The 22,678-nt window shown below is 29.4% G+C and carries 18 protein-coding genes and 1 other annotated feature; of the genes, 9 read left to right on the top strand and 9 right to left on the bottom strand.

Annotation, left to right across the window (positions count from 1 at the left end):
- Positions 1 to 17: 17 nt before the first annotated feature.
- Complete coding sequence (locus BN3265_RS01895; RefSeq protein ID WP_058989885.1) at positions 18 to 782, bottom strand: hypothetical protein; 765 nt, start codon at positions 780 to 782, stop codon at positions 18 to 20.
- Between the two features lie 109 nt (positions 783 to 891).
- Between BN3265_RS01895 and BN3265_RS01890 the strand changes: the two genes are divergently transcribed.
- Positions 892 to 1,167 (top strand): GNAT family N-acetyltransferase, encoded by a 276-nt coding sequence (locus BN3265_RS01890; RefSeq protein WP_058989884.1) that lies wholly within the window; start codon positions 892 to 894, stop codon positions 1,165 to 1,167.
- Between the two features lie 41 nt (positions 1,168 to 1,208).
- On the opposite strand, the gene BN3265_RS01885 is transcribed toward BN3265_RS01890, so the two are convergent.
- Together BN3265_RS01885 and BN3265_RS01880 are read right to left on the bottom strand one after the other, a co-directional pair.
- On the bottom strand, positions 1,209 to 2,339 hold the full coding sequence (locus BN3265_RS01885) for an MFS transporter (protein ID WP_058989883.1): 1,131 nt from the start codon (positions 2,337 to 2,339) through the stop codon (positions 1,209 to 1,211).
- The gene (locus BN3265_RS01880; RefSeq protein WP_058989882.1) at positions 2,336 to 2,932 is read right to left on the bottom strand and encodes an HD domain-containing protein; all 597 of its coding nucleotides are present in this window, start codon (positions 2,930 to 2,932) and stop codon (positions 2,336 to 2,338) included. Before BN3265_RS01880 ends, BN3265_RS01885 begins: the two co-directional genes overlap by 4 nt.
- A gap of 80 nt (positions 2,933 to 3,012) precedes the next feature.
- Here BN3265_RS01880 and glsA point away from each other — a divergent pair, with 80 nt between their 5' ends.
- Positions 3,013 to 3,942, top strand: coding sequence for a glutaminase A (gene glsA / locus BN3265_RS01875; RefSeq protein ID WP_058989881.1), 930 nt, complete (start codon positions 3,013 to 3,015; stop codon positions 3,940 to 3,942).
- Between the two features lie 870 nt (positions 3,943 to 4,812).
- On the opposite strand, the gene BN3265_RS01870 is transcribed toward glsA, so the two are convergent.
- Positions 4,813 to 6,876 carry a glutamine synthetase III domain-containing protein gene (locus BN3265_RS01870; RefSeq protein WP_058989880.1) on the bottom strand — a complete coding sequence of 688 codons (2,064 nt, stop codon included), beginning with the start codon at positions 6,874 to 6,876 and terminating at the stop codon, positions 4,813 to 4,815.
- 172 nt (positions 6,877 to 7,048) lie between these two features.
- Between BN3265_RS01870 and BN3265_RS01865 the strand changes: the two genes are divergently transcribed.
- Positions 7,049 to 8,101, top strand: coding sequence for a C40 family peptidase (locus BN3265_RS01865; RefSeq protein WP_058989879.1), 1,053 nt, complete (start codon positions 7,049 to 7,051; stop codon positions 8,099 to 8,101).
- 111 nt (positions 8,102 to 8,212) lie between these two features.
- Positions 8,213 to 9,484 (top strand): Glu/Leu/Phe/Val family dehydrogenase, encoded by a 1,272-nt coding sequence (locus BN3265_RS01860; protein WP_058989878.1) that lies wholly within the window; start codon positions 8,213 to 8,215, stop codon positions 9,482 to 9,484.
- A 189-nt stretch (positions 9,485 to 9,673) separates the two neighbouring features.
- Here the strand turns inward: BN3265_RS01860 and BN3265_RS01855 are convergent, their stop codons facing one another.
- Both BN3265_RS01855 and BN3265_RS01850 read right to left on the bottom strand, forming a co-directional pair.
- A complete protein-coding gene (locus BN3265_RS01855; RefSeq protein ID WP_058989877.1) occupies positions 9,674 to 10,657 on the bottom strand; it encodes a DUF1002 domain-containing protein in 984 nt (327 codons plus the stop codon).
- Positions 10,658 to 10,666: 9 nt separating this feature from the next.
- Entirely contained in the window at positions 10,667 to 11,455 is a 789-nt protein-coding gene (locus BN3265_RS01850) for an Mrp/NBP35 family ATP-binding protein (RefSeq protein ID WP_058989876.1), read from the bottom strand.
- Between the two features lie 215 nt (positions 11,456 to 11,670).
- Positions 11,671 to 11,938, top strand: a binding site (T-box leader).
- 73 nt (positions 11,939 to 12,011) lie between these two features.
- Between BN3265_RS01850 and BN3265_RS01845 the strand changes: the two genes are divergently transcribed.
- Together BN3265_RS01845 and BN3265_RS01840 are read left to right on the top strand one after the other, a co-directional pair.
- Positions 12,012 to 13,574: an ABC transporter substrate-binding protein/permease gene (locus BN3265_RS01845; RefSeq protein WP_058989875.1), complete on the top strand. Its 1,563-nt coding sequence runs from the start codon at positions 12,012 to 12,014 to the stop codon at positions 13,572 to 13,574.
- Complete coding sequence (locus BN3265_RS01840; protein ID WP_058989874.1) at positions 13,567 to 14,301, top strand: amino acid ABC transporter ATP-binding protein; 735 nt, start codon at positions 13,567 to 13,569, stop codon at positions 14,299 to 14,301. Before BN3265_RS01845 ends, BN3265_RS01840 begins: the two co-directional genes overlap by 8 nt.
- Before the next feature lie 291 nt (positions 14,302 to 14,592).
- Here BN3265_RS01840 and hcp read toward each other — a convergent pair whose 3' ends face one another.
- Entirely contained in the window at positions 14,593 to 16,209 is a 1,617-nt protein-coding gene (hcp, locus tag BN3265_RS01835; RefSeq protein ID WP_058989873.1) for a hydroxylamine reductase, read from the bottom strand.
- 92 nt (positions 16,210 to 16,301) lie between these two features.
- Positions 16,302 to 17,780 carry a hypothetical protein gene (locus tag BN3265_RS09270; RefSeq protein ID WP_082664084.1) on the bottom strand — a complete coding sequence of 493 codons (1,479 nt, stop codon included), beginning with the start codon at positions 17,778 to 17,780 and terminating at the stop codon, positions 16,302 to 16,304.
- Between the two features lie 257 nt (positions 17,781 to 18,037).
- On the opposite strand from BN3265_RS09270, the gene BN3265_RS01825 reads away from it, so the two are divergent.
- From BN3265_RS01825 to BN3265_RS01815, 3 genes are read left to right on the top strand one after another with little or no spacing between them, the layout of a single operon-like run.
- Complete coding sequence (locus BN3265_RS01825; protein WP_058989872.1) at positions 18,038 to 18,868, top strand: PRD domain-containing protein; 831 nt, start codon at positions 18,038 to 18,040, stop codon at positions 18,866 to 18,868.
- Positions 18,869 to 18,892: 24 nt separating this feature from the next.
- Positions 18,893 to 20,452, top strand: a complete 1,560-nt coding sequence (locus tag BN3265_RS01820) for a PTS transporter subunit EIIC (protein WP_058989871.1) — start codon at positions 18,893 to 18,895, stop codon at positions 20,450 to 20,452.
- 12 nt (positions 20,453 to 20,464) lie between these two features.
- Positions 20,465 to 21,799: a 6-phospho-alpha-glucosidase gene (locus tag BN3265_RS01815; protein ID WP_058989870.1), complete on the top strand. Its 1,335-nt coding sequence runs from the start codon at positions 20,465 to 20,467 to the stop codon at positions 21,797 to 21,799.
- 247 nt (positions 21,800 to 22,046) lie between these two features.
- Here BN3265_RS01815 and BN3265_RS01810 read toward each other — a convergent pair whose 3' ends face one another.
- On the bottom strand, positions 22,047 to 22,646 hold the full coding sequence (locus BN3265_RS01810) for a hypothetical protein (protein ID WP_058989869.1): 600 nt from the start codon (positions 22,644 to 22,646) through the stop codon (positions 22,047 to 22,049).
- Between the last annotated feature and the right edge of the window lie 32 nt (positions 22,647 to 22,678).

Genomic DNA, 22,678 nt, shown 5'->3' with positions numbered 1-22,678 from the left:
ACTTCCTGCTAATTTTTTTATACATTTCTAGTTATAGTAAAATCATCTTCATTTTCTATAATTTTATTTTCTCCTTCAATATCACCTGTTAAATCTAAATAATTATCTGCAAGTCTTGCTGCAATAATAGGAGAAATCAAAATAAAATATATACCCAAAATTCCACTTCCTGCTATAATAATTCCTAGACCCATTTGAGGACTATCCGCTCCTACGCTTATTCCAATAATTATCCCAAAAGCAAGAATAATAGGTAAAACTATATACAACAAATATAAAAGGATAGTTTTTCCAAATAATTTTCCACCAATTGAAAATACGCTTTTAAAAGCATTCGTAATTGATTGATCTTTATTTCTAGGATCTGAAACTATGTGATTTGCATAGGCTGTAAAAATTGCTAGAATTGCAGTAAGAATTGTTCCAAGTAAACCTGCTGATAAAATTCCTGCTGGATTATCTTTTACAGCAGCAAGTCCAGCTCCTCCACCAAAACCTACACTTAAAACAACCGTGATTGCTATAAGCAATAAATTTACAATAATTGCTTTTTTATCTAATTTTCCAATTTGATTTAAATAATCTCCAATGCTTCCCTTTCTATTATTTATCAAAGCTGAAGCAATAATAAATGATCCCAGCCAAGTTATAATAGAACTAAAAATAGAGTAAATTACACTTTCATTTGCCCTATCTCCAAAAGCTAAAAAAAGACCGAAAGATAGAGCTGCAATTATAATTTCAACTAGGATAATTGATCCGTAACTATATTCTCTTTTCATAATATTCCTTTCTATTTTTCATAAATTTCCATCTTCTACAAATATTTATACCCAAATGTTTTTCTATAAATAAAATAATTATGGGTATAAGCAAAAAAGAGGTGATAAAATGGAATACAAAATTAATGAAAAAGAAAATCAAGTACAAGTTTTTGATGGGGATAAAAAAATTGGTTTTATAAGTCTAGTAAATAAGGGAGATTTGATAGATGCTCCCCACACAGAAGTTGACAATGAATACGGTGGCCAAGGAATAGCAGGAAAATTGGTTGACAAATTGGTAGAATATGCAAGGGAAAATAATAAAAAAATAATTCCAACCTGCCCTTATATAAAAAATAAATTTGAAAAAGATGAAAAATATAAGGATGTATATTTTAAATAAAATATTTTAATCTAAAAATCTCTCGATTGACTTTCGAGAGATTATTTTTTTCTTCTTCTATAAAATATTCCTATAATAATCAAATAAATTATCACAAATCCAATAAAGCCTTTTGAAAGAGAATTTGTATTAAGGATTTTGTCTATGGTTTTCATAAAAATTGGAGCTATAAATACTCCTGTATTACAACCTATAAAAATTAAATTTGTGGCAATTCTTGAACTGTGCCCTTTCACATATTTGGGAACTTCTGCAAATATATAGGGCATGCACATGGATTGACCAAAAGTCAAAAGCAAAATGCAAAGTAAAAATCCTATTAGATTTTTGTCAAAATTAACTATCAAAAAATTTGCCAAAACAAAAAATCCAAGTCCAAAAAACATGGTCTTATTTTTTAATTTTCTATTAATTGGAGTAAATAAAAACGCTGAAACCATGCCAACAATTGGAACGAAATTTAAATAGAAACTTATATTTACATCCATACCACGACTTAAGCTTGCCACAAAAGGAAATCTCATTGTCATGGCACTTGCATTTAATAGAACAATCATTGCAAAAAATATAAAAAGAAAAATATTTGAGTTAAAATTAATTTTTGCCTCATCTTTCCTTATTTTCACATCTTCTACATTAAATTTAAAAAATACCAAAATCAAAAAGGCAGACGTATAAAGTAAAAATGTATAAATATAATTAATTTTTACAAGAATTCCTGCAAGAGAAAATAGTATTATTTGTCCAATAAATTCTGCAGCATTTCTTAGTCCGTGAAGTTTGGTTCTTTCTTTGTCATCGTGATAAAGTAAATTTATATAATTTGCCGAATGCCCATTAAACATACCAAGACCTGCACCTAGGATAAATCTTGAAATAATTATTCCAGGATAAGTTTTAAAAATTACAGGAATAAGCCCGCTAATTCCAACAAGGCCAAGGCCCAAAAGAATAGTTTTTTTAAGGCCTAGCCAAATAGCAATATATTCTGCCAAAAATATAAAAATCATTACAGTAAAACTTGAAAGGGTAATTATAAATTCAGCTTCATTTCTTGTAAGATTGAAAGCTTCTTGGATATAGACTAAACTTCCAGAAATTATGCTGTTACTTGTTAAAATCAAAGAAATTGATAAAATAGCAAGCTTCTGTCTTAAAGAATTTTCTTTCATTGGCGCTCCACATATTTATCAAATAAAACTTGGGAAAAATCGATTAAATCGTGAGAAAATTCATTTCTCAAATATTTTTCATCCAAATCTCCAAGCCTAACCCTATCAAGAGCATCAGCATCTTTGAAAAGTCCTGACAAATATTTTGCCCTTGAAATATTTTTTACAAAAAATTCATCTATGGTTTGATCCATAATCTTGTCAGGTCTTGAATGAACTGCCAAAACTGCTTGGAGAATATTTTTATCATTTTCCTTTATTTTTGCATAATCTATTGAATATAAAGCTGCCCTATAACCATGTTCAGTATCATAAGAATCATCAACTCTTTTTGTATCATGAAGAGCTGCAGCATATCTTAAAATATTTGTATCATCTTCATTTAATTTATAATTAAAAGCCAAAAGCATAGAAAGCAAAATCACCCTTTCAATATGACCTTGACCGTGGATGCGACTTTGGTAAAGAATTTTTGTATTCAAATTTTCATAAGTTTCTAGCAAAACTTCATAATAAGAAGAATTTTTAAAATTTTTAAAAAATTCATAATCATCTAGCCACTTATCTTCATTTAAAATTTCTAAAATAAGCATAAATTACTCCTTTTATTTCTACTTAATTATTATTATATCAAATTGGGTAAATATTTTATATAAATAAGTAGGTGATAAAAATGTTTATGAAAAGAGAAGATATAGAAAATAAAATAATAGAATGTATAGAAAAATCAAAAAAATACAAGGGAGTTGGAGAAGTTGCATCATACATACCAGAACTTGAAAATGTAGATAAAGATGTCTTTGCCCTATCGATTGTTACAACGAGTGGAGATGTTTATAATTTTGGAGAAAGTGAAAAAATATTTTCTGTTCAATCAATTTCAAAAATTTTTACCTTGATTATGGCATTAAAAGACAATACAATCGATGAAGTTTTTTCAAAAGTTGGAACAGAACCAACCAGATACGAATTTAATTCTCTAATTCCAATCGATCAAAGAGCTGCAAACCCCTTTATAAATGCAGGCGCAATAACAACGACCTCAATGATTTATGGAAAAAGCAAGGAAGAAAAATTTGAAAGAGTAATAGAATTAATAGACGAAATGAGCCAAGGTGGAAATTTTTCTTTTATGGAAGATATTTATAAATCAGAAATTTCCACCACAGACAGAAACAGGGCCATTGCCTATTATTTAAAAAGTAAAAATATTTTCAACCAAAACGCCGACGAAGTTTTGGATTTATACGTAAGAATTTGTGCAATAGGATCAAACGTAGAAACACTTGCAAGATTTGGGGCGGTCCTTGCAAACGAAGGCTTTGACATATACTCCTCAAATTTAATAGTTCCACAAAACATTGTACAAATGACAATCGCCCAAATGGCATCATGCGGAATGTACGAAACAAGTGGAGAATATTTAATGAAAGTAGGCATCCCATCAAAATCCGGAGTAGGCGGAGGAATTTTGGGAGTAGTACCAAATAAATGCGGCATATGCGTATATTCCCCAAGACTAGACAAGTCAGGAAACTCCGTTGTTGGAAAAAATTTATTAAAAATTTTATCAGCAGACTTAGGGCTTAATATATTTCTGTAGAAATTAATGAAAGACTTTTTTGAATAAAAAATTTAATAAAATAATAAATCATAATATTTTTTTAATTCTTCGTTACTAAGGGGACAAATTAGGGGACTTCCGATTGTCCCCACAATTTTTCCCCTTAAACCCCTTTCAACGAACCCCCTTAACCGGCCCTTGCAGGGAGCAAAATTAGAAAGAAACTTACGTTTCTTTCATTTTTTTGATCTTATTAGCCAAATTTAATTAGAATAAAAACCAAAAATAAATAAATTCAAAATTCATTAAAAGAGAAAAAATAACTCACTAACGTTCAAACAATTTTTTCTCTAATAATTCACTTGATTTTATTATTATTTTTAAACAGAAGTCAAATTTAAAAAAATCGAAAGAAGCGTAAGCTTCTTACAAGAAAAGCTCCATGCAATGGTCGGTTGTAGGGGGGCAAAAAAGTGGGGGTCGTTAGGGGGAGGAAAAAGGGGGAGAATCGAAACTCCCCCTTTTCCTCCCCCTAACATTGCGAAGAATTAATTTTATATAACAGTTCATCTTTATGAAGAAACAAAAAAATAAGCTTTTTCAAGCTACTTAGACTGTTGTAAAAATAATAGAATTATTTATCAACAGAAAATAAACAACTGGTGATTTCGGTAATTTATCCCGAATTATCGTGTGTAATGAGCCGATAAATTTCATGAGATCTCTCCATGCGTTCGTTTCACTCACTTAGTCGAGATGGGTTAAATCCTTCTTAATTTTTAATTACTAATAATTCATTAAATACATTTTTATTTAGTAAATAACAAAATTTTAAAAATAATTATTTTATTAATAATAGAAGTAAATTTATATAACAAAAAAAGAAGCTTTATTTCAAGCTTCTAAAAATTATAAAGATTTCAACATATCCACATATCTAGGCATTGAATAATTTTCTCTGGAAATTTCTTTTTCTAGCTTATCTGCAACTTCTCTTATTTCTTCTGTACTTTTTCTTGTTTTTTCTTGGATGTAGATTGTTTTTTCTTCTATTTCTTTTATATTTTCAAAGTATATTAAAATTTCTTTAATTTTATCCCCGTATTCCAAGAGTGTTTTTACATTTTCATTTATTCTTTTTGCCTTTTCTTCTAATTTTTCATTTTCTAAAAAGGCAAGGTAAGATTTTATTTCTTTTATTTCTTTCATAGCTGATGGAAGGATTTCTTGGTAGATTAAATTTGATAAAATTTCAAGCTCTTGTTGGCAAAATTTTATTATTTCTTCAAATTCTACATTTATTATTGAATCTATTTCTTTTTGGTTAAATATTTCTTCTTCCTTGTAAATATCGTAGGAAGAATTTTTTTTGGCGAAAAGTAAAGCATCTAGGAAGGTTTTGTGGTTTTGAAGTCCTCTTTTTTCTGCTTCTTTTATCCATTCTTTTGAATAGCCATCTCCTTGGAATAAAATTTTCCCATTTTCCTTGTAAGTTTCTTTTACAATTTTATAAACTTCAGTTTTTAGGTCTTCGTCAGACTTGCCTTCAAGCCTTTGTCCAAATTCTTTTAAAACTTTTGCCATGGCAAGATTTATAAGAGTATTTAAATCCGCAGCTGATTTTGATGAACCGAGCATCCTAAATTCAAATTTATTTCCTGTAAAGGCAATTGGTGAGGTCCTGTTTCTGTCTGATGAATCCGTTTCAATTTCACCAAGATGAGGAATTTTCACCTTGTTATTTATATCTTTGATTTTTTCATCATTTGCAATTGATTTTAAAATATTTTCTAAATCTTCCCCTATAAAAACTGAAATAATTGATGGAGGTGCCTCGTTTCCCCCAAGCCTATAATCGTTTGAAACTGAAGATGATGAAAGTCTAATTTGGTTTTGATAAAGATCACAAACTTTAATCATTGCAGATAAAAATAACAAAAATAAATGATTGTTTTTTGGATCATTTCCTGGTGAAAAACAATTTTTACCATAATTTGTTGCAAGGGAATAATTATTGTGTTTTCCACTTCCAGCCATATTTTTGAATGGTTTTTCTTTTAAAAGACAAGCTAAATTGTGTTTGATTGCAGTTTTTTCCAAAATATGCATCAATAATTGGTTGTTATCAACAGAAATATTGGAATTTTCAAACATAATTGCAATTTCAAATTGGTTTGGTCCAACTTCATTGTGCTCAGCTTCCATATAAATTCCCAAATCGTACAATTGTTCATTCACATCTTCAAAAAAATCATTAACTCTTTGAGGAATTGCTCCAAGATAGTGGGAAATTATTTCTTTTTCAACCATAGTATCACGCCCAACAAGACTCATCCCACAATATTCAAGATCAATTCTTTTATCATAAAATTCCCTATCAATTAAATAAAATTCTTGTTCAAGACCTACCTTGGACTTAACCCTATAAGTTTTTTGATCTTTTAAAAACATATTACAAATTGGACTTGCAGCCTTTGAAAGTCTATTCATAGATTCAATCAGGGGCAATTTTTTGTCGAGTTTTTCCCCATAAAATGAAACAAAAACTGAAGGAATATATAAAACCTTATCTTCAATAAAAGAATTTGCAGTCAAATCCCAATATGTATAACCACGCGCTTCAAAAGTTGATCTCATTCCTCCTGAAGGAAACGATGAAGCATCCGGCTCTCCTTTTATAAGTTCTTTCCCAGAAAATCTATTAATAGGATTGTGTTTGTCATCTCTATTTAAAAATGCTGTTTTTTTGTTGGCAGTTTTTCCATTTAAAGGTTGAAACCAATGAGTATAAGAAGTTGCTCCTTTTGAAAGTGCCCAAATTTTCATAGCGTGAGCAATTGAATCAGCAGTTTCCTTGTCAAGAATATCATTATTTCTTGCAGCTTCCTTCCATTTTAAATAAACAGGATAGGGAACATTTTCTTTCATTGTTTTTTTATCAAAAGCTAAATTTCCAAATTTTTTTAGATTCATATTTTTACCTTTCTTGGTTTAAAAAATTTTTCAAATTAATTATATCACAATTTTTTTAATTTAATTTCAAAAAATAAATTTTATTTACATATAAAATTTAATTAATTGACAGTCAATCAATATAATGATAAATTAATAGTAGTTGAAATTTAAATAATTTGAGGATGGGAAAATGAGAAAAAACAAAAAAATAATTTTACTATTATCTGGACTTATTTCTTTACAATTATTTACACCAACAAAGGTTTCAAAGGCAAAATCTTTGCTAATTAATTATGATCTTGCAGAAGGTGTCAATGTAAGAGAAAAAAAATCCTTTGCAGATGATTCTAAAATTCTAGGAGGAATCGATTATCCAGATTTTTATGAAATTAAAGATTCCGATAAAGATTGGTATAAAATTGATTTTAATGGAAAAGATGGATATGTATCAAAAGTTTGGTTTCATGAACTTGACGATATAAAAGCAATCAAAGACGGCAAAATCTACGAAAAAGCTGATGACAAGTCCAAAGAAATTTCTACTTTCAAAGAAAAAGAAAAAATAGACTTGGTGAATTTTGATTCAAATACAAATTTTGTAAAAGTAAAAAAAGGCGACAAAACTGGCTTTGCAAAAATTGATTCTTTTGATATTTCTAAAAAAGATCAAAAAGATTTGGATAAATTAAAAGATAAATACAAAAAAATCTACGATTCTGTAAAAAGATATATGGATTATTTGGATAGAAATAATTTGAGCTTGTACCCAGTCGATGAAAAAGAAATAGCTGAAGAAAATGATATTGTTAGAGAATATGTAGAAGATGAACCAGAAGAAAACACTGAAGAAATTGAATATGTTTATTATACAGTTTCTGGAGATGATATTGGTTCACAAGCCTACAATTTTGCAACAAATTTCATAGGAAATCCATATGTTTGGGGTGGAACAAGTCTTACAAATGGAGTTGATTGCTCAGGCTTTACCCAACAAGTTTACGGAAAATTTGGAATTGGCCTTCCTCACTTCGCCCAAAGCCAAGCAGATTATGGAAAAACTATAAGGCTTGGTGAGGAAAAAGCTGGCGATTTGGTATTTTTTGGAACAAGCCTTTCAAATATTACCCACGTGGCAATAGCAGACGGCCAAGGCGGAATAGTTCACGCAGCAAATCCAAGAGATGGAATAATAACATCAGGAATTGGTAATCCCATAATAATAAAAAGATTAATTGAAGAATAAAATACACCCTTTGCGGTGTATTTTTTTATTGTGCCATAAAAAAAATGGTGCTATAATAAGTTAAAAGATTAAATTTTATAGAAATAAATTAGTAAATATAAGGAGTTAGAAATGACAGATACATTAAATCCATTAGAATCTGCACAATTACAAATAAAAAAAGCTTGCGAGAAATTAAATTTAAATCCAGCAGTTTATGAAATTTTAAAAGAGCCTCAAAGAGTTATTGAAATTTCTATTCCAGTAAAAATGGATGATGGGTCTTTGAAAGTTTTTAAAGGATATAGGTCAGCCCACAATCATGCTCTTGGACCTTCAAAAGGCGGAGTAAGGTTTCACCAAAATGTAAATTTGGAAGAAGTTAAGGCTCTTTCAACTTGGATGAGTTTAAAAGCAGGACTTTTGGCTCTTCCCTATGGTGGAGGAAAAGGCGGAATAGCTGTTGATCCAAAAAAATTATCGGAAAGAGAAATAGAATCTTTATCTCGTGGATATATCAGAGGCCTTTATAAATATTTGGGAGAAAGAATTGATATCCCTGCTCCTGACGTAAATACAAATGGGCAAATAATGTCATATTTTGTCGATGAATATATAAAATTAAATGGCGACAAGGAAGATTTAGGAACTTTTACAGGAAAGCCATTAATTCTTGGAGGAAGTCTAGGACGAAATGAAGCCACTGGATATGGAGTTGTAATTTCTACAAAATATGTAGCAAAAAAACTTGGCATTGATTTGAAAAATGCAGAAATCGGTCTTCAAGGTTTTGGAAATGTTGGAAGTTTTACCTTAAAATATTTACAAGAAGAAGGTGCTAAAGTTAAATATCTTTCAATAAGGGATGAAAGTGAAGAATGTGGACGCTCTGCCCTATATTCTGAAAATGGATTTGATTATGAATCTTTGCAAAAATATAGGGATAAAAACAAAAGTCTTGTTGGCTATCCAAAGGCAAAAAAAATTTCTGACCAAGAATTTTGGACACATAAATTTGATATTTTAATTCCAGCAGCTCTTGAAAATATAATTACAGAAAAAATCGCCAAAAATTTAGATGTAAAATTAATAGCAGAAGGCGCAAATGGCCCAACAACCCCAGAAGCTGATGAAATTTTAAAAGAAAAAAATGTAGAAATAATTCCAGATATCTTGGCAAATTCAGGCGGAGTTTTGGTTTCATATTATGAATGGGTTCAAAACCAATATGGATCTTATTGGACAAAAGAAGAAGTCCAAGAAAAACAAGAAAAAGATATGACCAAGGCAATTGAAGGAATTTTTAAAATAAAATACCAATATAAAACAGATATAAGAGAAGCAGCCTATATGTTTGCTATAAAAAGAATAGCAGAAGCAATGAAGCTTCGTGGTTGGTATTAAAATATAATATATTTTCAATTAAAAAATTTAACATCTAATCTTTAGCTTAAATATAACTATAAAAATCAACCCATCTCGAGCCTTGTCGAGAGATCTCCTTACTTTATTTTATCTAAAAAATTCACTTATCATTTGAGATCTCCCCAATTGGTGAGATGGGGTTTTGTTTTTTATTTATAATTTTTTTATTTAATTATTTGAACTATCATTACTTGAATTTGATGTAAATGATGAGAATAAGTCTTTGAAAAATTGTACTATTTTATCCCAAAGACCTGATTCTTTTATATCATTTCCTACCTTGTCTATGTCTTCTTTATTGTCTTGGTAGAATTTTTTTCCTTTTTCTGTAGCTATTCCTGCGAATTTTTTTAGGTTTTCTTCTACATTTTTGCTGTCAATTGCTGGACTTTCTTGGTATTTTTCAAAATAATTTACTAGAATTTGTATATTATTATTTGATAATATATCTCCCATATTTACATTTTTTAATGCGTCTTGGATGAAAACTTGGATTTGTCCACTATCTGCTGTTTTGCCGTTTTTGTCTTTATAGTCTTTTAAATCTTGTTTTACTTCTGCAACTGCTTGGTCTAGTTTGTCCTTGTCAAATGATTCATTATTTTCATTTTCATCACTTATTTTTTTTAATGTTCCAAGTTCTTCTTGGGCCGTTTGAGTGCTTTCTGTATCAACTTTTTCTCCAGACATTTCTAAAGCCTTATAAACTCCAACAAGAGCAGATTCTCCTGTAACTTGAGTTGGACTTGCCACTTTTATTTCTGCATCTGAAATTCCTGATGTGATTGCTGCATTTGTATATTGGCTTTGAGTAATTGATGTAATATTTTCTGGTGTCAAAATTTCAACTTTGATTCCACTTCCTTTTGGAAGTTTTTTTACTGAAACTGATGAAATCATATTATAATCTTCTGCCCTATAACCTAAATATTTTTCGCAATCTGATCCGTTTACACTTTCCATGTTTATATCGTCAGATAGACCTAATTTGTTTTTTACATTTTCTATTTGATTTTGATTTAATCCTGCACCGTACATATATGACTCTTTGCTCGAATCAAAATTTCCTACTGCCTTTGAAACTGATGGAATAATCAAAACTAAAGCAAAAATTAAAATTTTTGATAATTTATTTTTAAATATCTTTTTCATAAAATCTCCTTATAATTTTTCAATTTTTTCTACTAATTTATCAAGGTCGTTTTCTTCAACTTCTTCAATTTTCCCTTGGTCAATTAAACTTGTAATTTCTGGATTTATTGCAAGTTTTGCTACTGTATCAATTTTAAATTTCTCAGCAATTTCGTCTGTTTTTCCTTCTCCAAATATTTTATAAATATTTCCAGTATCTGGAGCTTTAAAATATGACATATTTTCAACAATTCCAATAATCTCCTTGCCCATCATTTTTGCCATATTTAAGGATTTTTCTACAACCATTCCAACCAAATCTTGAGGAGTTGTAACTGCAATTACCCCATCGATATTTAGAGATTGGAAAACTGTTAGGGGAATATCGCTTGTTCCTGGTGGCATATCAACCAAAAGATAATCTATTTCTCCCCAATCAACATCTGTGTAAAATTGTTTTAAAACATTATTTACAATTGATGATCTCCAAACAACTGGAGCTGATTTATCTTCTAAAACCAGATTTATTGACATGATTTTTATTCCGCCCACACTTTCTGGTGCAAGCAAGGTTCCATCTTCAAGACTTCTTACGCTTTCTTTTATGCCAAAAGCTTGTGGGATTGATGGGCCTGTAATATCCGCATCCAAAATTGCAACTTTTTTTCCATTTTTAGAAAGTTTTGCTGCAAGCATACTTGTTACAGAAGATTTTCCAACTCCTCCCTTTCCTGACATAACTGCTATAGTTTTTTTAATTTGAGATCCCTCTCTAGTTTTTATTTTAAATTTATCAAAATTCATTTTATTTTCTGTCATTTCTAACTCCTTTATGTTTCTTGCAAATATATTATATGGTATTTTCTATAATTTTCTATTTATATTTTTCTAATAATTTTACTTTTCAATTTTACAAGAAAATTTTGTCAAAAAAAAGTTTAAATTTTTTCGAAAATTATAATTTTTCATTTAAAAATATAAATATTTATTTGACAAATGTAAATTGAGGATGTATTATTAGTTTAAGATTAAATATAAAAACTTTGAAAAGAAGAGTAGCTAATAAATTATAGGCACAGAGAATCTTTGTTTGGTGAAAAAAGATCTTATAATCTTAGTGAATAAAGACTTAGAGTTACATCGAGGATGTTTTGATTCGGTGTCGTGATTTGCACGTTATAGCAAAGGGGTATAATTTTGTACTTTCTTATTGGATCCTTTGAAAGTATATTTTGTACTTAATAAGGATATTTTTGTGAAAAAATATTAAATTTGGGTGGTAACACGGTCTTCGTCCCTTGAGGGATGAGGACCGTGTTTTATATTTAATTCTTAAATTAAATTACGAAAAAAATAAAAATATTTGGAGGAGAAAATGAAAAGAATAATTAAGTTCTTGGTAGCTTTTGTTTTTGCTTTCGTTTTTACAATGGAAGTTTCACACGCTGATGAGGACACATTTAAGGTTGGTATGGAAGTAAATTATGCTCCTTTTAACTTTGCACAAGTTAATGATGCTAATGGAGCTGTTGAAGTTAAAAATTCTAAGGGAGAATTTGCAAATGGATACGATGTTCAAATAGCTAAAAGAATTGCTGATCAATTGGGCAAAAAATTAGAAATTTATAAAATTGAATGGGACGGCCTTCCACCTGCCCTTACAAGTGGAAAAATCGATGCGATTATTGCTGGTATGAGTCCAACTGCTGAAAGAAAAAAAGAAATTGACTTTACCGATTCTTATTATGTTTCTGATTTGGTAATAGTTTTGAAAAAAGATTCTTCTTTTGTTAATGCAAAATCTTTAAACGATTTTAAGAAAGCAAAAGTTACTGGTCAATTAAATACCTTCCATTACACAGTATTAGATCAAATTGAAGGTCTTGATAAACAAGCTGCTATGGAATCTTTCCCATCAATGATTTCCGCAACAAAATCTGGAAATATTGACGGTTATGTTTCAGAAAAACCAGGAGCCATGTCAGCAGTTTCTGCAAATAATGACTTGACTTATGTCGAATTTGCAAAAGGCAAGGGATTTGAAACTTCATCAGAAGATACATCAATTGCCGTAGGTCTTAGGAAAAATTCTCAAATGAAAGATCAAATAAATGAAATTTTATCTCAAATGAATACCAAAGACCAAGATAAGATAATGAATGAAATGGTAAAGTTAGCTGAAAATGATGGAAGTGAAGTTTCATTTTTTGGTCAAATGAAGGCAATCTGGAATGAATATTCTTCCCTTTTTATAAACGGAATTTTTTCAACCCTATTCATTTCAATAATTTCAACTTTAATTGGATTTGTAATAGGTCTTGTAGTTGCAGTTATTAGAAAAATAAATGTTGATAAAAATAGAAATATTTTCGCCTACATTTTACACAAAATAATTAATTTTATTTTAGTTTGTTATATAGAAATATTTAGGGGAACTCCAATGATGGTTCAAGCAATCCTGATATTTTATGGGGCAAAACAATTCTTATCAATCGATATGTCAACCATGCTTGCAGCTTTTATAATTGTTTCAATTAATACTGGAGCATATTTATCAGAAGTTGTAAGAGGAGGAATAAATTCAGTTGACGAAGGACAATTTGAAGCTTGTAAGGCTTTAGGAATGACCCACTCTCAAACCATGTTTAATGTAGTAATTCCTCAAACAATCAAATCAATTTTGCCAGCAATTGCAAATGAATTTGTAGTAAACATAAAAGATACATCAGTATTAAACGTAATCAGTGTAACAGAATTATTCTTTGTATCAAAATCAATAGCAGGTTCAACCTATCAAATTTTCCAAACATATTTGATAACAGCTATAATTTATTTCATACTAACATTCTTAACAACAAGAATAATCTTATTAGTTGAAAGAAGATTTAATAACAAAGAATTCACACTCGGATCAGTAACAGGAGGAATCCATGCCTAGTATTATAAAAGTAAATAATTTAGAGAAAAAATTTGGACAAAATTTAGTTTTAAAAGATATAAATATGGAAGTTCAAAAAGGAGAAGTAGTAACAATAATTGGATCTTCAGGATCTGGAAAATCTACCCTTTTAAGATGTTTAAATTTATTAGAAGAGCCAACAAGCGGAGAAATTTTATATAAAAATGAGAATATTTTAGATAAAAAATTTGACCTTAGAGCCTACAGAACAAAAGTAGGTATGGTTTTTCAAAATTTCAATTTATTTGAAAACAAAACCGTTCTAGACAACTGCACCCTAAGCCAAGAAAAAGTTTTAAAAATTTCAAAAAAAGATGCAGAAGAAAAAGCAAAAAAATTCCTTCAACTTGTTGGCATGGACCAATATATAAAGGCAAAGCCATCACAAATTTCCGGTGGACAAAAACAAAGAGTAGCAATAGCAAGAGCCCTTTGCATGGATCCAGAAGTTTTACTTTTCGATGAACCAACAAGCGCCCTTGACCCAGAGATGGTCGGAGAAGTTTTGGAAGTTATGACAAAACTTGCAAAAGAAGGAATTACAATGATAGTGGTAACCCACGAAATGGATTTTGCAAGAGAAGTTTCAACGAGAGTTTTGTTTATGAATGAAGGAATAATTCTAGAAGAAGGCTCTCCAGAAGAAATTTTCACAAATCCAAAAAATCAAAGAACCAAAGATTTCTTAAAAAGATATATGGGATAAAATATGTTTTTTCAAAATAAGTTTATTTATCGTGAAATATAAGGTATAAATAAGAATTTCCGATAAAACTTTGTACAAATTTTCCCTTATTTTGAAAAAAATTTTAATGAAAAACCATAAAATATTTTAAAATTAAAAGGTGGTATTGCAGAAAATATAATTTAATCTGTAAGACCACCTTTTTCTATCTCAATTTATCCAAAGTCACTAAAGCTAAAAAAATCCCCAAAATTATTAATTTCAGGGATTGTATAAATTTATTTTCTTTTATTTTATTATTTTTTCTTTATATTATGCAGTCATCTCTTCTAAATCTTTTTCTACGCTTGAAATTGGTGAAATATTAAAATTTTCTACCAAGAAATTTACTACAGTTTCTGATAAGAAAGCTGGAAGTGTTGGTCCAAGATGGATATTTTTTACTCCTAAGCTTAAAAGAGCTAGTAAAACTATTACTGCTTTTTGCTCATACCAAGCTATATTAAATTCTAGTGGTAAATCATTTACTGATTCAAGGCCAAAGGCATCTTGTAATAATAAAGCAGTTTTTACTAAAGAATATGAATCGTTACATTGACCAGCATCCAAAACTCTTGGAATTCCATTAATATCACCAAGATTTAATTTGTTGTACCTATATTTTGCACAACCTGCTGTCAAAATAACATAATCTTTTGGCAATTTTTCTGCAAATTCTGTGTAATAAGATCTTCCCTTATGTCTTCCGTCACATCCTGCCATTACAACAAATTTTTTAATATTTCCAGCCTTAATTTCTTTTACAACATCTCCTGCAAGAGCTTCAACTTGGTTGTGGGCAAAACCTCCAACAATTTTTGTATTTTCTAAATTTTCCGGAGCCTTGCAAGTTTTTGCAAGTTCAATAATTTCTGAGAAATCTTTTTTGCCATTTTCATCTGGATCTATGTGTTTTGAACCAGGGTATCCTGCATTTCCTGTTGTAAATAGCCTATCAAGATAGTCATTATCTTTTTTAAGTGGAACTATACAGTTTGTTGTCATCAAAATTGGTCCATTGAATTTTTGGAATTCTTCATTTTGACTCCACCAAGAATTTCCATAATTTCCATGGAAATGGTCATATTTTTTGAATTTTGGATAATAATTTGCTGGAAGCATTTCTGAGTGGGTGTAAATATCTATTCCCAAATCTTTTGTTTGTTCTAGAAGCATTTCCATATCATTTAGGTCGTGACCAGAAATTAAAATTCCTGGATTATCTCCAGCAGAAAAATCAACTTCAGTGATTTCTGGATTTCCAAATTTTTCTGTATTTGCCTTATCCAAAGTTTCCATTGCCATTAAACCATGTTTTCCAGTTTCCATGGTTAAATCAATTAAATCATTGATATCTTTATCATCTTTTAAAGTTTTTTCCAAAGTTTTGGAGATAAATTTATCAACTTCTTCATTTCTGTAACCCAAAACATTAGCGTGATGGTTGTAAGCTGCCATTCCTTTTAAGCCATAAGTTACAAGTTCAACCAAAGATCTTTCATCTTCATTTACTATATTTAAAACCCCAACTTCAATAGCTTTTCTTTTTAGCTCATCCCTATCATCTGTTGTATATTTTGCAGCATCTGATAAATTTTCAAGTTTATTTTCCTTGATTAATTCATCCTTTGCCTTTATAGTTTCTTCTACCTTATCTAAAATATCTTCCTCATCAAAATTTGCATTTGTAATTGTTACAAACATATTATTTGAAATTAAATCATAATATTTTGAATCGACATTTTGAATTTTATTTAGAATTTCAGCAAGTCCCTTAGTAACATAAATTAACAAGTCTTGGCTGTTCGCAGTATTTTCATCTTTTCCACAAACTCCAACTTTTGTACAGCCCTTGTTGCCGGCTGTTTCTTGACATTGAAAACAAAACATAATAAAATCCTTTCTTTTTTGCTTTTTTTCTTACAATCCTATAATACTAGAAAATTTTTTAATAATCGGTAACCTATGTTACAAATTGAAAATTATTTTTTATCTTCAAGTTTTTTCAAATGAGCCTTGGCAGCTTTTATATATTCTTCCATAACTTTTATTCTTGCATATTTTTTTGAATTTCCCTCAACAATTATCCAAGGAGCATAGCTGGCATTGGTTCTTTCAAGCATTTCATTCATTGCCTCAATATAATCATCCCATTTGTCCCTGTTTCTCCAGTCCTCATCTGTAATTTTATATTGTTTATCAGGATCTCTCTGCCTATCCTTAAATCTTTTTAATTGCTCATCCTTATCAATTGTTACAAAAAATTTCAAAACCAAAGACCCATGATCATAAATTTGCTTTTCCATATCAAGCATTTCATCATAGGCCCTGTCCCATTCATTAGTTTTGGCAAAGCCTTCAACTCTTTCAACCATAACCCTTCCATACCAAGATCTTGAAAAAATTCCTACATAGCCGTCTTTAGGAAGTTTTGTAAAAAATCTCCACAAATAATTTCTTGATAATTCTTCTTTTGATGGGGCAGAAATTCCATGAACACTGTAGAGCCTTGGATCAACTTCTTTAATTAATCTTTCAATAGCTCCATCTTTTCCAGCAGCATCAACCCCCTCAAAAACCAAAACTTGGCTGATACCTTTTTCGTAATACTGATACATTAATTTTGCAACTTCATCTTGGAGTTTATCCTTTTTTTCCTTGTATTCCTTATCAGAAATAGATTTAGAAAGATCAATATTTTGTAAAATATTAGAAGAAGAAACATAATCTCTTTCTACATTTTCATTTTCTTCCCTTTGCCTAATAATTCTTTCCATACCTTGACTAATCCTATCAAGAGTAAGACCCAAAACTTCCTTGCTGGCAGCTTTTTTGTCATTTGAATCAACTATATCCCAACTTGCATAAGAAAAATCAGTAGCATCCAAGGTTTTTTTGAAATGTTTTTCATAATCCTTGTAATTTTTTTGTTGGTCCAAATCTAAACCGTCAATATAAAAATCTTCCTTAAAAGAATTTTCCAAGTTTTCAATTCTTTTTTCCTGTTCCTTTTTATCAATATTTAAGAAAAATTTCAAAATAATTGTTTGATCATCAAAAAGGGCCTTTTCAATAGATTTTATAGAATCTATTCTTTTTTTAATTTGTTTATCAGACAAATTTTTCTTTTCAAAAATTTTATAATAAAAAGACCTATCAAAAATTTTAATCCTACCCTTTTCAGGAACATTTATCCAGAACTTTCTAATAAAAGGATATTTATCATCATAAGATTCATCCTTGTCAAAAACTTCAACATCAAAATTTTTTGCTGCAAAATCACGGCATAAGTCTTTTATCACAAAGCCACGCCCAGAAGATTCCCATCCATCAACAATAATTAAAATCGGAATATCCAAATCATTACAAATCCTAGCAACTCTACCAAGCCTTTCAGCAAGCTCAGAACGCTTAAAATTTTGAAATTTCATTTCCCTATCAACACTAATAATATTTGCCATAAAATCACCTCTTTTGTAATTATTACCCTAAAATAATCTTAATTTGTAAAAATTAAAATTTTACAATTCCTCCTATTTTTTCGATAATTTTTTTCATAAATTTAAAAAAGTCTTGACAAAATTTAAAATGCCTTATATAATTTAACCAATGAAACGTTTTCAATGGATAGTTACTATTGAATTAGGCTAAACCAAACGAGGCTATCATGAGATAGCTTTGTTTGGTTTTTTTTATTAAAATTTGAGATGGTACCAGTATGAAAATATATAAGATTATTAACAACAACATAATTAGCGCTAAAGACGAAAACGAACTAGAAGTAATCCTTATGGGAAAAGGCTTAGGATTTAATAAAAAGAAAGGAGATTTAGTAGAAAAAGAAAAGATAGAAAAAACTTATCACTTAGATAATAAAACTCATCTAGAAAGACTTATTAATCTTTTATCCTCAATTCCGATTGAACACATTGACTTGTGTCTTGACATTGTTTCGCACATTCAAGATAAATTTGATTATAAGTTAAACGAAAATATTTACATAAGTCTTACTGATCACATTTCTTTTGCAATAAAAAGAAGAGAGAAAGGTTATAATTTTACCAACCCTCTCTTGCATGAGGTAAGAAATATTTACAAACAAGAATTTGAATTAGGCTTATATGCTGTAAATTATCTAAATAAAAATTTGAATATTAACTTTGATGAACACGAAGCAAGTTCAATTGCATTACACATTGTAGATGCTGAATATGATAGAAATCCTTCAGAAATTGTATCTCAAATCGAAGATATAAGAGAGATAATTAAAATTATATATGAAGGCCAAATGTCAGAAAATTTATATGGAAAAGATTACATCTTGTATGACTATATAAATAAATTTATTACAAGAATCAAAGAAGGAAAGCAAAAAAATATAAATGATAAAAAGCTATATTACTTTATAAGAAGTAATTATAAAAAAGATTTTATGACTACGCTTTCTATTGTAAGTTTTGTAGAAAATAAATATAAAACTATAGTCACAGATGAAGAAAAAACTATGCTAACTTTACTAATTAACAGAAAAAGAAATACTAATCAATAAAATATAAATGTCAAGGAGGGAAAAATGACTTTTAAAGACAAAATGAAAATGGGCGTGCAGGATTTTGCCCATGCTATGCTACAACCTGTGTTTTTCTTAGTTATACCAGGTTTATTAATTGCACTTTGTTCAATTTTACAACTTAATTTTATGCCAGAAGCAATAAGAAATGCGGGAAACTTTATTTTTACAACTTTCTTATTAGGAAACATTTCACAATTATCCGTTATTTTTTGTGTAGGACTTAGTGCAGGACTTGCAAAAAAGAACAAGGGACAAGCTGCCGTAGTTGGACTTTTAAGTTTTCTAATTTTTATTACAGCAAATAATTTATGGTTAAAAGGACACGACATGCTTGCAACAGCAGATCCAGAATTTGGACTTTCTGGAACTGGTCAAGCTTTGGTTTTAGGTGTTCAAAGTTTGGATATGGGAGTATTTTCAGGAATACTTTTAGGGTGTATAACAGGATATATTTTTAACAAATATTCAGAAGTAGAATTTCCAGTTTCATTAAGTATTTATGGCGGACCAAGGTTTGCATATTTAATTGTTGCTGCAGTTGATATTGTTCTTGCTATAATTCTTTCATATGTATGGCCTGTTATAAATAATGGAATTAATTCAATTACAGATATAATGTCAAACACAGGAGTGTTTGGTTTATATATCTACGGATTTTTGAATAGATTTTTAATCCCTACTGGTCTTCACCACTTAGTTTACATGCCATTTATGTACACAAGTATTGGTGGAACTGCAAAAATTGCTGGAGAAGTTATTCAAGGTGCTGATCCAATTTGGTTTGCTCAAATGGGAATCGCTCATAATTTAACAAGTATAAATGAAGCTGCAAGATATATGAACTGGGGTTTTTCAAAAATATTTGGTTGTATAGGAATAGCACTTGCCTTTATTAAAACTGCAAAACCAGAAAACAAGGCAAGAACAAAAGCGTTTATTATCCCTACATTATTAACAGCAGTTTTATCAGGAATCACAGAACCATTTGAATTTGCTTTCTTATTTATTTCACCATTATTATGGCTAATCCACTCCCTACTTGATGGATTATTTCAAATATTAATTTACTTATCAGGTGCGAGAGTTTGCTTTACAGGTGGAGTTATAGATTTAGTTACAAAAAATATTGTTATGCCAATAGGCCTTACAAAATTATGGATAGTTCCAATAATAGGACTAATAGGAACAGCTACTTGGTATTTCTTATTCGTTTATTTCATAAAAAAATTAGATTTAAAAACACCAGGAAGAGAAGATACTCCTGAATTAAAATCAGATGAAACAAACGCAGATTATGGTGCTATCGCCCAAGATGACAATGATCCAATGTATATAGTTGAGGGCTTAGGAGGTGAGGATAATATAGATTCATTAGATTCTTGCTTTACAAGATTAAGAATCAATGTAAAAGACCCTAGCTTAATTGATAAAGATATAATAAATAAATACCCTAACAGTGGAATTGTTCACAAAGAAGGACAACAACACATACAAGTAGTAATTGGAATGAATGTTGCAAAAGTTAAAGATCAAATTTTAAGTAGAGTTCACATAGACTAAAGGAGGAAAAAAATGAAAAAATATAATGTAGTAATAGTTGGTGGTGGAAGTAGATATACACCAGGAATTTTAAGAATGTTAGTTTCACAAAAAGAAAGATTTCCAATAGGAAGATTGGTTCTTTATGATATAGAAAAAGACAGACAAGAAAAAATTGGTCAATATGGAGATATTTTATTTAAAGAATACTATCCAGAACTTGATGAATTTATTTATACAACAGACAAAGAGGAAGCTTACAAAGATTTAGACTTTGCCTTTGTGCAAATTAGGGCTGGAAGATTAAAAATGAGAGAGCAAGACGAAAAAATTGCCCTAAGACATAATTGTATAGGTCAAGAAACTTGTGGACCAGGTGGATTTGCTTATGGAATGAGATCAGTTCCAGCTATGATTGAAATAATAAAAGATATTAGAAAATATTCAAAAGATGCTTGGATACTAAATTATTCAAACCCTGCAGCAATAGTAGCAGAAGCAACAAAAAGAGTATTTAAAGATGACAATAAAATTATAAATATTTGTGACATGCCAGTAGGAATTATGGCAAGTTATGCAAAAATTTTAGGACTTGATTATCATGACCTTGAACCAAGATATTTCGGTCTAAACCATTTTGGCTGGTTTACAAATGTTTTAAACAAAGAAACTGGAGAAGACTACCTACCAAAACTTAGAGAAATTCTAAAAACACCACATGATTTAGTTGAAGAAGGAAGCGACCAGTCATGGAAAGATACCTTCACTTTCATGAGCAAAATGATAAAAGATTCTGATGAATATTTACCAAACACTTACCTACAATATTACCTCTACCCTCAACATATTTTGAAAAATGAAAATCCAGAATATACAAGAGCAAATGAAGTAATGGATGGAAATGAAAAACAAGTTCACGAAATGTGTGATAAGGTAATTGAACTAGGAAAAATAAAAGGAACAGAATTTGAACCAGATCCAAATAGCATGGACGGCCACGCAGGATATATTGTAGATCTTGCCTATGCAATTTCACACAATACTGGCGAAATATTCTTGTGCATGCACGAAAATAATGGAACAATAGAAAACTTAAGCTCTGGAATGATGCTAGAATCTCCAGTAAGAGTTGGAATAAACGGAGTTGAACCAATAACAGTTGGACCAGTAAAAACTTTCTACAAGGGACTTCTTGAAAATCAATATGCTTACGAAAAACTAACAGTTGATGCAAACCTTGAGGGATCATACCAAAAAGCAGTTCAAGCTTTGACATTAAACAGAGTTGTTGATGATTTCGATAAGGCAAAAGAATTACTTGATGATTATATAAAAATAAACAAAGATTATTGGCCAGAATTAAATTAAAAATAGAATTTAAAAAAGCGTGGATAAAATTATTCACGCTTTTTTTGAACACATATTAAATTTGATTAATTACAATATTGATTCATTTTAAATATATTCTTAATTTTAAATTTTATGCAGGTCATTTATAATATAAGTTTAATTTTACCGTAAAAATTTCATACTAGTTTAAATTTTAATTATATTTTTTGCACAGTTATATATTATCTATCAAATTTAATATTTAATGTTATTTTACATTTTTTATTTAGTACTGTGTATTATTAAATGGAAATAAATTATCAGCATACTTTTCTTTATCGTATATTTTTAAAATTTCTCCATATCTTTCTCTATAATTATTGTCTACTTTCAATTGTGGTATAACTTTTGTTGCTTCTTCAAAGAAATGTAAAGAGCCTCTTCCCATTTCTTGTCCCTTCTTAGTATGCTTATCTAAGGCAACATCCATAATCTCTGGCAATTTTCCCATTGTAGCCTCTTTAATTATAATATTTTTTAAATAGTCACTTGAACGATCTTTTTCACTGCTACAAAGAACTCTTATAGCATGAATAAAGTAAATAGGCTGATCCCCATCATCATAAGGAAAATTTTTTCTCATTTCATTAAGAGAATTAATAATTACAGATGCATTCAAATTTCCAAAACCAATATCTTCAACAGAAATAGTTAAAAGTCTTCTCCATAATTTGTCTAAGAATATTGGACCTGATATATACAATTCATATGCATGCTGACATGCTTCTTCCACCATATTTCTTCTAATAGATTTTTGCACTGATGATATTATCTCATCTGAATTAAATCCGTTTTTTGTTTTTGTTTCTGACCAAATACTATACATTACTTCTCCTTTATTATTAATTTTATAAATTA

This window comes from Anaerococcus rubeinfantis (assembly GCF_001487145.1).
GTDB lineage: Bacteria > Bacillota > Clostridia > Tissierellales > Peptoniphilaceae > Anaerococcus > Anaerococcus rubeinfantis.
This window is presented reverse-complemented; position numbering and strand designations above follow the sequence as displayed.